The sequence below is a fragment of the Arthrobacter sp. JCM 19049 genome (assembly GCF_001310435.1).
The window spans coordinates 1-10,102 of record NZ_BAXF01000055.1 but is presented as its reverse complement, the minus strand read 5'-3'; the positions used below and the strand labels follow the sequence as shown (position 1 = coordinate 10,102).

General features: G+C 63.9%; 13 protein-coding genes and 3 pseudogenes. 3 read left to right on the top strand and 13 right to left on the bottom strand.

Going from position 1 to position 10,102, the window contains the following annotated elements; all coding sequences use genetic code 11:
* The 6 genes from JCM19049_RS04665 to JCM19049_RS04640 form a co-directional block, all read right to left on the bottom strand.
* The coding region (locus JCM19049_RS04665) for a hypothetical protein (protein ID WP_374700232.1) at window positions 1–256 on the bottom strand (256 nt) is incomplete at its 3' end.
* 68 nt (window positions 257–324) lie between these two features.
* Window positions 325–708, bottom strand: coding sequence for an NAD-glutamate dehydrogenase domain-containing protein (locus JCM19049_RS04660; RefSeq protein ID WP_054820961.1), 384 nt, complete (start codon window positions 706–708; stop codon window positions 325–327).
* A gap of 100 nt (window positions 709–808) precedes the next feature.
* Complete coding sequence (locus tag JCM19049_RS04655; protein ID WP_279402470.1) at window positions 809–1,672, bottom strand: hypothetical protein; 864 nt, start codon at window positions 1,670–1,672, stop codon at window positions 809–811.
* Window positions 1,673–1,814: 142 nt separating this feature from the next.
* Window positions 1,815–2,072, bottom strand: coding sequence for a hypothetical protein (locus tag JCM19049_RS04650; protein ID WP_054820959.1), 258 nt, complete (start codon window positions 2,070–2,072; stop codon window positions 1,815–1,817).
* Entirely contained in the window at window positions 2,069–2,743 is a 675-nt protein-coding gene (locus JCM19049_RS04645) for a hypothetical protein (protein ID WP_054820958.1), read from the bottom strand. The genes JCM19049_RS04650 and JCM19049_RS04645 overlap by 4 nt, the downstream gene beginning before the upstream one ends.
* 134 nt (window positions 2,744–2,877) lie before the next feature.
* A complete protein-coding gene (locus JCM19049_RS04640; RefSeq protein WP_279402469.1) occupies window positions 2,878–3,414 on the bottom strand; it encodes a hypothetical protein in 537 nt (178 codons plus the stop codon).
* Window positions 3,415–3,569: 155 nt separating this feature from the next.
* Here JCM19049_RS04640 and JCM19049_RS04635 point away from each other — a divergent pair, with 155 nt between their 5' ends.
* The 3 genes from JCM19049_RS04635 to JCM19049_RS23160 are packed head-to-tail and all read left to right on the top strand — an operon-like array spanning window position 3,570 to window position 4,840.
* Window positions 3,570–3,863: a hypothetical protein gene (locus tag JCM19049_RS04635; protein WP_279402468.1), complete on the top strand. Its 294-nt coding sequence runs from the start codon at window positions 3,570–3,572 to the stop codon at window positions 3,861–3,863.
* On the top strand, window positions 3,860–4,300 hold the full coding sequence (locus JCM19049_RS04630; RefSeq protein ID WP_054820955.1) for a LysM peptidoglycan-binding domain-containing protein: 441 nt from the start codon (window positions 3,860–3,862) through the stop codon (window positions 4,298–4,300). The genes JCM19049_RS04635 and JCM19049_RS04630 overlap by 4 nt, the downstream gene beginning before the upstream one ends.
* Window positions 4,301–4,321: 21 nt before the next feature.
* Window positions 4,322–4,840: an Rv3235 family protein gene (locus tag JCM19049_RS23160; protein WP_054820954.1), complete on the top strand. Its 519-nt coding sequence runs from the start codon at window positions 4,322–4,324 to the stop codon at window positions 4,838–4,840.
* Between the two features lie 261 nt (window positions 4,841–5,101).
* Here the strand turns inward: JCM19049_RS23160 and JCM19049_RS23155 are convergent.
* The 7 genes and pseudogenes from JCM19049_RS23155 to JCM19049_RS04600 form a co-directional block, all read right to left on the bottom strand.
* Window positions 5,102–6,577, bottom strand: a pseudogene (locus JCM19049_RS23155) (hypothetical protein); the annotation flags it as partial.
* Window positions 6,572–7,521, bottom strand: a pseudogene (locus JCM19049_RS18650) (DEAD/DEAH box helicase); the annotation flags it as partial. The pseudogenes JCM19049_RS23155 and JCM19049_RS18650, both read right to left, overlap by 6 nt.
* 80 nt (window positions 7,522–7,601) lie before the next feature.
* Entirely contained in the window at window positions 7,602–7,946 is a 345-nt protein-coding gene (locus JCM19049_RS04615; RefSeq protein ID WP_279402466.1) for a DNA glycosylase AlkZ-like family protein, read from the bottom strand.
* 4 nt (window positions 7,947–7,950) lie between these two features.
* Window positions 7,951–8,376, bottom strand: coding sequence for a DNA glycosylase AlkZ-like family protein (locus JCM19049_RS18645; RefSeq protein WP_279402472.1), 426 nt, complete (start codon window positions 8,374–8,376; stop codon window positions 7,951–7,953).
* A 41-nt stretch (window positions 8,377–8,417) separates the two neighbouring features.
* Window positions 8,418–8,825, bottom strand: a pseudogene (locus tag JCM19049_RS18640) (DNA glycosylase AlkZ-like family protein); the annotation flags it as partial.
* A 2-nt stretch (window positions 8,826–8,827) separates the two neighbouring features.
* Window positions 8,828–9,553, bottom strand: a complete 726-nt coding sequence (gene hpf / locus JCM19049_RS04605; protein ID WP_054820962.1) for a ribosome hibernation-promoting factor, HPF/YfiA family — start codon at window positions 9,551–9,553, stop codon at window positions 8,828–8,830.
* 184 nt (window positions 9,554–9,737) lie between these two features.
* Window positions 9,738–10,102 (bottom strand): phosphoribosyltransferase family protein (locus JCM19049_RS04600; protein ID WP_279402465.1); only part of this gene is annotated, 365 nt, incomplete at its 5' end.

The following is a 10,102-nucleotide window of genomic DNA, read 5'->3' as shown; positions in this document are numbered from 1 at the left end:
CGTCCTCGCCGTGCTCGGTGACCAGCTCGTAGTCGCGGTAGCCCAGGAAGGTGAAGCGGCCATCGGCCATCCAGTTCAGCAGTTCCACGGCCTGATCAAGGTCCGGGATGTCCTCGGCTCCCACGGTTTGGGGCAGCGTGGCGGCGATTTCGTGGGCACGGTCCATCAGCTTCGGCCAGTCCTCGACGGCCATGCGCACGTCGCTGAGCACGGACTGCAGGCCGGTGGTGACTTCCTCGGCCTGCTCCTCACTCATCTCGTGGTCCAGTTCCACGGAGATCCAGGATTCAACCTCGGTGCTGCTCCCGGCCAGATTCAGGGTGCTCAGGTCGCGAGCGCGGCAGTGTCGCCGCTGGCCACATGCTGGGCGTCGGTGGGGGTCAGTGACTTGATTTCACCGGTCTCGGTATCGCGGGAAACCACGAAGGTGGGGTGCACGACCAAGTGGATCGGGCATTTCTGGCGCACCAGCTCGGTGGTCACGGAATTGACCAGGAACGGCATGTCGTCGGTGACGATGTAGACCACGGAGCTGCCGGCAGTGGACTTCACCACGACATTCGCGGTTTTCGGCTGCCTAACGAACCCGATATCCAGGTGGGCCGCCACCCGCTCCTCCAGCTCTCCGGGCTGGTAGGCGGCAAAGTCCTCCCTGGCGATTTGCCTATAGTACTCACTGATCAGGTCGTTGGTGAGTGTCGCATTCATAAATGCTTCTGACACGGCCGATTCCGACGAGTTCAACTGAACGCCTCCAAGAGTGAAGATCAACGATTCGCCCCATTGCGAATGCACGATGTCTACCAGCCTATCGCGTTTTTCCCGCCGATTTCCTACACTCTCTCGCGCCCCGGCTTCGGGTTCGGTGTGGTTGCCCGAATGGTAGTTTCTTGCCGGCCAGGGCGCGGATTTCTGAGCGTAGCGCGCAACGTGGCGCCAACTCCAACAGTGAGCTTCCGGCCAGCACCGCAGCCTGGCAAACCGAGTGGTCATCAGGCAAAAAACCGAGGATGGGATAGGAGGGCCCGAAGCGCTCCCAGGCCTCCGAAATGCCGCGGCGCGGGGCCCTGCCGGAGGAAGCCGAGCCGACCTTGTTGAACAGGATCCGCAACTGCGGGTGAAGCTGCGCCTCGGCCAGTTCATCCAGGGCCCGGATGGCCCGGGGAATGCCCACACTGTTCGCGGCCACGACCATGATCACCTCGTCGGAAAAGCGCAATGCCTCCACGCTGACCCCGTTGCGCTGCGGGGCGTAGGTGTCGAAGCTGAGCTGTTCGTCGGTTTCCACCGGGGCGGCCACGTCCAGGATGACCCGGTCATGGTGTTCCTTCAGTACCGCCACGGCCCGGCGCAGCGAGGCGGCCCGCACCTCGGGCCAACGACTGGCGCGCGGGATTCCGCTGGCCACCTTCAAGGTGGAGGATCCGACCTGGATTGTGGTCAACACCGCTTCAAGGCGGGCAGCATCGAAGTGCCCGGTGTCCACAACCCGGCACAACTGTGCCACCGCTGCCGCCTCATCGAGCATTCCCAGCTGGATGGCCAGGGATGAGGCGTAGGTATCGGCATCGATGAGGACCACCGATTCGCCGGCGGCTGCCGCCTCCACCGCGAAATTCAGCGCCAGCGTGCTGCGCCCCGGGGAGCCGGCCCCACTCCAGAAGGTGCTCACCCTTCCCGGTTCGCGCCCTGACTCCGCTCCCATTAGGCCCTGGCCCAGGGCGCCGCCAGAGGCCGGTCCAGCTCCCGCTCGCGCAGCCCCTGGGCGATCAGGGTTTCCAGTTCGGCGGCGCTGCCGCTGGGGGCGGCGGAAATCACCCGGGGATCGGGGAGACCTCGGTGTCCAGCAGCACCAGCACCACGTCACGTTCCTGCACGTAGTCGACCTGCTCCATGGCCGGCATCAGGCCCGGTTCGGCAACCAGCAGCACGTCCACCCGATTGGAGGTGCAGGCCGCAACCGCCTCGGGGATCTCCTGGCAGACCCGCACCACCATCAGCTCCCCGCGGTAGCTCTCGATCCGGCGCACCAGATCGGGGTCTTGGCCAAGGACCACCACCGAGATGCTCATGAGGATTCACCGGCCGGGTTGTACACCACAATGATCCGTGATTCATTGGCCAATGCCTGCAACAGGGGTTCAAGATAGGCCGGTTCCACCAGCAGCTCCAGGTTGACGGCACTCTGCCCGACCAGTCCAGCGGCCCGTTCGGTGCGTGCCGAAACTTCCACGAGGTTCGCCAGTAGTTCCGGGGTTCCATAGCTGGCGGTACCCGGCTCCCGCTGGGCGATCCACACGTCGACCCTGCTGCCGGGGGTGATGGCCGGGGACAGGTCCACCGGCAGGTCAATGTTGATGGGCCGTCGCGAACCCAGTTCACTGCGGGTGACGAAGTCCTGGGCGATCAGCTGCCCGGAGCCGATGAAGGTGTTCGCCCGCGCATCCTGCAGGTGCTGCGCCTCGGCCGGCACATAGTGCTGCATGGAGTCCCCCAGCTGCACGTGGGCAACTTCCAGGTTCTCTTCACCCAGCGGCTCACCCAGCGTGATGTCCTGCTTGGCCACATACACCGCTGTGCGCTCATCCATGGAGTTGACCAGCACTACGGTGCCGGTCACGGCGGCCGCCACCAGCAGCAGGCCCAGCAGCAGCCGCGGTTCCTTCCATCTGGCACGGCGCACCCGGGGGCTGACCGGTACCGGCTGGTGCTTGCTGCGCGCCTCGGCAACCACGGCGTTCACCTCATTTGAGAACCTGCATGTTGTGCGGTGAGCCTAATGGAAGAACGGGCAACTGTGAAGGGGCGAATCCAGGATTGTGGATTTCGTGGGCGCTGGCAGGAACCTGGCGGGGCCTCAGTGCCGGTGTTCCAGCATCAACCAGCCAGCGCGGTGTGCGGGATGAGCAGTTCGGAGGTAATGCTGCGCGGGCGGGCATATTCGTCCCGCGCGTGGGTGCCTAGCACGATGAAGTCCTGGGCTGCCTGCAGTAGTGTCCCCTCCCCCAGGAGTTGGCCATCAATTCCGTGCACCTGGACCGGGTTCCGGTCGCGTAGCAGGGCACGCAACACCGCCGCGAATCTTGCGGCCGCAAGTTTCACCGTCTCGCTGTGCGCGGAAGGCTTGGGCGGCAGGGCTACCGTCTGCACGGCGGCGGCGCGGATGAGCCAGCGGGTCGCGGACTCTTCCAGGCACAGGTAGTCATTGCCAACCGGCCCCAGCCGTGCCGTGAGTTCCTCGCCCCCGGCCAGCCGGAGCGACAAGGGCCGGCCCTGGCAGGTCAGCAGCCGTTCGGCCAGTGTCTGCCGCGCCTGCTCCACCCGAACCGATTCGGCGATTTCCGCTCGCAGGTCTTCTGCCAGCTGTGCCTGCAGCTGGGATTCAAGATCCGCAAACAAGGATTCCCATCGCATGACCACACCCTACGGGCCTCCACAATTTTCAACAAGAGCCTTCCCTTAATCAGCTTCAAGTGTCATTATCTTATTCAAATAACATCAAACGCTATCAAACAACAAAGGATGTGGTTGGGATGTGGCAGAAACGGCTGGCTGCCTCGCTGGTAACCGTGGCTGTGGCGGCGGCGCTGATCAGCCTGCTCTGGCTGCATCGGATGCTCTCTGGCGTTGAGCCGCAACGGTGGAGCAGCTGGCACCTGCCCGTCTCCTGCGGCCTGTTCCTGCGCGCACTGACCTTGTTCCTCATTGGCTACCTGCTCTGGCTCTGCCTGGGCTGGCTCGCGCACTTGCTCTCACGCACGGCGGCCCGTCGAGGTCATCAGCGCTTGGCGCTGATGCTGGGAAGGTGGGTCCGCGGTTTTTGCGACGCCTCTACATTTCCGGGCTGGGGGTTGGACTGGTGACCGCCATGCCGCTGGGGACCGCTGCCGTGGCCGCTCAGGCCGTGGCCGCTCAGCCCGCCGCCAATACCATTCCCGGTCCCGGCCTCCCTGTCGGTGCAGGGACATCGGATGACCAGAGGGAACCGGGCGTACCGGTGCCCACCTGGAACGCGCAGCGCACCGCAATTCCCCTCGGCCGCACCCTGGGTACTCCCCCGGACGCGGCGCAGTCCCGGCCCGTGGTGCAGGAAGTGATTATCCGGCACGGGGACACCCTGTGGGACATCGCCCGGACCCGGCTGGGCGAAAGCGCTTCCATCGGTGACGTGGCCGCCTACTGGCCACGCATCCATCAACGCAACCGGGACGTGATCGGTGCCGATCCGGATCTTCTACAGGTCGGCATGGTGCTGCACCTGCCACACCCTGATACCCAGATCGCCCCGGCCCCACGTTGATCATCTTGAAAGGTCATCGCCATGTCCACCACCACCCTTCACCCCAGCGTCACCTCGGTGAGCTGGTTGCAACGACCCGCTGCTCACCTGACGGTGCGCCTGCAGGGCCCGGCGTTGCCACATCCGACGCGCCATCAAAGCCCGCAGGCCATTGCCAAACCCATGAACTGGATCTTCCACCGGGCTCCGGCACCGCGTACCGGCAGAATGGCCGCGGTCCAGCTGTGCCACGCCGTGGCCCGTGCCGTCTTCGAGGTGCTTTCCGGGTACCGCAGCATCCGCCAGCTCAATTTCGCGATGGAGCCAGGCTGTGTTGAAAAGATTAAACGGCAGATGCTCATCGAGACCCGCAATTTCACCACCACCGCGCAGCCGGGAACCACCCACGGCTGTGTGCGCACCATCCGGATGGAGCAAACCCAGTCCGGGGCCTATGAATGCGCTGCGGTTCTGGCCTTTAAGCACCGCGTCCGTGCCGTGGCTCTTCGAATCGAGCCCTGGCACGGACGCTGGCAGGTGACGGAACTGGAAGTGCTCTAGGTCAGCGGCGCTTCTTGTTCTTCTTGGACTTTCCGGTCCCAGCCCCAGCAGCGGCCTTGGGCTTGGAGGACTTGGCCTGCTCGCGGGTGGTGCTGGCCTCCCCGTCCTCATCCGGTCCGGTGAACTGCAGGTTCTGCGGTTGCGCCGGAGTGCCCAGCGCCTCGCCGATCGCCTCCGGTTCCTTCTGCCGGCGGGCAGTTCCAGGTGGAACAGGGTGCCGATGGAATCCTCGCGGATGCCTTCCATCATGGTCTGGAACATGGCGTAGCCCTCGCGCTGGTATTCCACCAGCGGGTCACGCTGTGCCATGGCACGCAGCCCGATGCCCTCCTTGAGGTAATCCATCTCGTACAGGTGTTCCTGCCATTTGCGACCAATGGTCGAGAGCACGACGCGACGCTCCAGTTCGCGCATGGTCTGCGAACCGACCGCCTCTTCGCGGGCCTGGTACTGCAGGCGTGCATCGGAGAGGACTTCCTGCTCAATGAACGCCGGGGTCAGGTGGGAGACGCCGCCGGCTTCCTCGGCCACCTCATCAACGGTCAGCGAGATGGGGTAGAGCTGCTTGAAGTTGGTCCACAACTGGCGCAGATCCCAGTCATCCGGGTTGCCGGACTGGGTGGCTTCGACAACCATCGCCTTGACGACGTCCTCCAGGAAGTGCTCCACCTTCTCGTGGATGTCATCGCCTTCCAGGATGCGGCGGCGGTCGGTGTAGATCGCCTCGCGCTGGCGGTTCATCACGTCGTCGTACTTCAGCACGTTCTTGCGCTGTTCGGCGTTGACGCCTTCAACCTGAGCCTGGGCGGATTCAATGGCCTTGGAGACCATCTTGGATTCCAGGGCCACGTCATCGGGCATCGAGGGATTGTTCATGATCCGCTCGGCCATGCCGGAATTGAAGCGGCGCATCAGGTCATCGGTCATCGACAGGTAGAAGCGGGATTCACCCGGGTCGCCTGGCGCCCGGCACGACCGCGCAGCTGGTTGTCGATGCGCCGCGACTCGTGGCGTTCGGTGCCCAGCACGTACAGTCCGCCCAGCTCGGCGACTTCCTTGGCTTCGCGGGCCACGGTTTCCTTGGCCTTGGCGAACACCTCGTCCCATTCGGCCTCGTACTGTTCGGAGTTCTCCTGCGGGTCCAGTCCGCGGCGTTCCATTTCGGCCACCGCGATGAACTCGGCGTTGCCGCCGAGCATGATGTCGGTACCGCGCCCAGCCATGTTGGTGGCCACGGTGACGCCGCCCTTCTTACCGGCCATCGCACGATGGCCGCTTCACGGGCGTGGTTCTTGGCGTTGAGCACCTCATGACGCACACCCTGCTTGGCCAACAGCCGGGAAAGGTATTCGCTCTTTTCCACGCTGGTGGTGCCCACCAGGATCGGCTGGCCGCTCTGGTGGCGTTCGGCGATGTCGGCGACGACGGCGTCGAACTTGGCGATCTCGTTCTTGTAGATCAAATCCGACTTGTCTTCGCGGATCGCCGGACGGTTCGTGGGAATTTCCACCACGCCGAGCTTGTAGGTGCCCATGAACTCGGCCGCCTCGGTCTGGGCGGTGCCGGTCATGCCCGAGATCTTCTCGTACATGCGGAAATAGTTCTGCAGGGTGATCGTGGCCAGGGTCTGGTTCTCGGCCTTGATCTGCACGCCTTCCTTGGCCTCGATGGCTGGTGCATGCCCTCGGAGTAGCGTCGTCCAGGCAGGGCACGGCCGGTGTGTTCGTCGACGATCATGACCTCGCCGTTGACCACGACGTAGTCCTTGTCGCGCTTGAACAGCTCCTTGGCCTTGATGGCGTTGTTCAAAAAGCCGATCAGCGGCGTGTTGGCCGCCTCGTAGAGGTTGTCGATGCCAGGTAGTCCTCGATCTTCTCGATGCCCGGCTCCAGCACACCCACGGTGCGCTTCTTCTCATCGACCTCGTAATCGGATTCGCGCTCCAGGCGGGTGACCATCTTGGAGAATTCGGTGTACCAGCGGTTGACATCGCCTGAGGCCTGGCCGGAAATGATCAGCGGGGTACGGGCCTCGTCGATCAGGATGGAGTCGACTTCATCGACGATGACGAAGTGGTGTTCGCGCTGGACCAGTTCTTCCTTGCTCCAGGCCATGTTGTCGCGCAGGTAGTCGAAGCCGAACTCGTTGTTGGTGCCATAGGTGATGTCCGCGGCGTACTGCTTGCGGCGCTTGGCAGGATCCATGTTGGCCAGGATGCACCCGGTGCTCATGCCCAAAAAGCGGAAGACGCGGCCCATCAGGTCGGACTGGTATTCGGCCAGGAAGTCGTTGACGGTCACCACGTGCACGCCGCGGCCGGTCAGGGCGTTGAGATAGGCCGGTGCGGTGGCGACCAGGGTCTTACCTTCACCGGTGCGCATTTCGGCGATGTTGCCCAGGTGCAGGGCGGCACCGCCCATCAGCTGGACATCGAAGTGGCGCATCCCCAGTACGCGGTCGGCGGCTTCACGCACCGCGGCGAAGGCTTCGGGAAGCAGCGAATCCAGGGTCTCGCCTTCGGCGTACCGTGCCCGGAACTTATCGGTTTCCCCGCGCAGTTCCTCATCGGACATGTCGCGAAATTCGCCTTCCAACGCATTGATTGCGTCGGCGTAGACCCGCAGCTTCTTCAGGGTCTTCTTGTCGCCGGTACGCAGAATACGTTCTAGCAATGATGCCACGTGGTAGCTCCCAATATCTCAAGCACAGTAAATTCTGGCGCTTTACAGTCTACGTGAGTAATTTGAACTGCAAACTCATTTCAGACCGAGGCCTGGTGTTTCGCGGACAACCGCCATGGGCTGCACAGCACCCGCTCAGTTCCCACGGTAACCGATGAGAGTCCAAGCCACCGTGCCATCAGCCACAGTTCGGCGTCGGTCCCCTGCAACACCGATTCGGTGGGGGCCGCTTCGAAATGCACGGATTTCACCTGCAGCTCCCCGAGCTTGCGGTCCGCCTTCAGATCCACCCGGCCCACCAGGTCGTCGCCGTGCAGGATGGGAAAGACGTAATAGCCGTACCGGCGTTTGGGTTCGGGCACATAAATCTCGATGCGGTAATGGAATCCGAACAGCTTCTGCAGTCGGCGCCGGTTGAAGATCATGGAGTCAAACGGCGAAAGGATGCGGGTGGTACGTGACCGGCGGGAGGCAATCACCAGCGGGGCGCAGGTAGAAGTCTTCGGTGAGCGATTCAACCCGACAGCGTTGCAGCTCACCGGCATGCACCAGTTCGTGGACCATCGTTTTGACCGGGGCGGCGGGGAGCCGGAAATACTCGCTGACGCAGTGCAGGCTGGCCACCCCCAACGCGTCTACGGCGGCGAGCACCAGGCGTCGCAGTGATTCCTGCGCCGAATGGGCTGGCTCCAGGTACTGTGCCTGGATGACGGTGCTGGCCGGGGCGAAGCGCCGTTCAAAGTGCTGGTTGCGCCCCAGCGAGAGAATCCGGGTTTGCCAGAACAGTGATTCGGTGACCAGTTTCGTGTCGTTCCAGTTCCATCCCCAGTGGTCCTTGTCCGTCGTGGCCGGGATGTCCAGGGCCTGGCTGATTTGGCGGGCCGAGGAGCCGGGTTGGAGTCCAGGAATTCCAAGACCGGGGCGACCAGCCGGTGCTGTTCGGGGGTGAAGCGGTGGGAGGCGTCGGCCCAGTGCCGCGGACGCCAGCGCCGCAGGTCCCCCACCAGGTCGCTGCGCACGTAGCTGGCTTCGTGGGACCAGTACTCGGTGACCGGGCTGGCCGCTCCGGCCACCAGCCGGTCCAATTGGGTGCGGCTGTAGTCCCCGAGTCGGGCGAATACCGGCTGGTAGTGGGCGCGGGCCACGACGTTGACCGAGTCGATTTGGGTTTGCGCGATCTGCTGGTAGACCTGCAGGATTTTTGCCCGTCCGCTGCGTGCGGGGCTGCGTGGCCCGGACAGGCCTTGGGCGGCCACGGCGATCCGTCGAGCCTGTTGCAGGCTCAGGTCGCTGTGGCCGCCCATGGTCATAATGACGTGGTGTTCCACCGCCTGCTAGGCGTCGGTGGACACTTCGGAGTCACGGTAGCCGCGGACCTCGGTCGCAGCTCATCGTCTTCGTTCAGTGACGGATCTAGGGTGAGCACGCCGTACTGGTACTGGTGGCGACGGTACACCACCGAATGTGACCCGTTGGCTTCGTCGATGAACAGGTAGAACGGGTGTCCCACCAGTTCCATGCGGTCCACGGCGTCGTCGATGCTCATGACCTCGGCAGGGAAGACCTTGCGGCGAATCACCACCGGGGTGTACTGCGAATCCTCGCTGTTTTGCGCGGCTTCCTCGGCGGCCTGGTTTTCCATGGCCTGTTCGACCAGGGTCTTTCCGGCGCCTATCGTCGGCAAGCCGCTGGTGGCCTGGTGGACGGCGACCGGGGTGTGATTCCCGCGGTGCACCTTCTGCTTGTCCCGCGCCTTGCGCAGGCGCTCCAGCAGCTTGGAGAAGGCCACGTCGAATGCTGCGAACTTTTCTGCGCCGGTGGCTTCGGCGCGAATCGCCGGTCCTCGGCCAACCACGGTCAATTCCACGGACAAGGCGGTGGATTGGTTGCGGGCGTGGGGTTCCTTCACGACTTTGACGTCGATCCGCTGCACCTTGTTGGTCAGTTGCTCGATCTTGACCATTTTCTCGTCCACGTACTCGCGGAAACGATCGGAAACGGTGACGTTACGGCCGCTGTAGTTCAGCTCCATGGTGTCCTCCAAAATAGAGTCGGGTGACACAACAATCCAGGGATTTTCCAGCCCCTGGACTGAAGATGGGCCTTACGCTGCATCTGCGATGCAACCCATACTTCACCATATGCCACTTCGTGTGGATTCCACTACTTACTGCCCAGATTTCTTATCGCGTTCAGCGAAACCGACGCTTCAGCGGCTACTTCGTTTCGGTGCTCGGTGGCGGTGTCAAGGCCAGAGCGACCGCTCCAATCACCCGGTACCCGGCCGCACGGCAGGCGTTTGCCGCGGCGATGAGGGTGGCCCCGGTCGTGACCACGTCATCCACCAGCAGTACCTGCTGTCCGGGCCGGGCGGCGTCAAAGGCATACAGTGCCCCACCGCTGCTGCGCCGCTGGGAGCGGCTCTTGCCCTTCTGGGCCCCGGCAGGACGCAGGGAGAACCGGTGACGCAGGATCGCCCTGCAGCTCAGCCGGGCGGGGATCAGCCCGTCGGCCTGGGCCCGGCACAGGATTCGTTGCACCGGCCAGTATCCGCGCCGGGTCCGCGCGGCCGGTGAGGAGG

What these genes read in the sequence shown, in the direction of transcription:
- JCM19049_RS04660 (WP_054820961.1), bottom strand. Translation starts at nt 708, where the DNA reads ATGAATGCGACACTCACCAACGACCTGATCAGTGAGTACTATAGGCAA.
- JCM19049_RS04650 (WP_054820959.1), bottom strand. Translation starts at nt 2,072, where the DNA reads ATGAGCATCTCGGTGGTGGTCCTTGGCCAAGACCCCGATCTGGTGCGC.
- JCM19049_RS04640 (WP_279402469.1), bottom strand. Translation starts at nt 3,414, where the DNA reads ATGCGATGGGAATCCTTGTTTGCGGATCTTGAATCCCAGCTGCAGGCA.
- JCM19049_RS23160 (WP_054820954.1), top strand. Translation starts at nt 4,322, where the DNA reads ATGTCCACCACCACCCTTCACCCCAGCGTCACCTCGGTGAGCTGGTTG.
- JCM19049_RS04615 (WP_279402466.1), bottom strand. Translation starts at nt 7,946, where the DNA reads ATGATCTTCAACCGGCGCCGACTGCAGAAGCTGTTCGGATTCCATTAC.
- hpf (WP_054820962.1), bottom strand. Translation starts at nt 9,553, where the DNA reads ATGGAGCTGAACTACAGCGGCCGTAACGTCACCGTTTCCGATCGTTTC.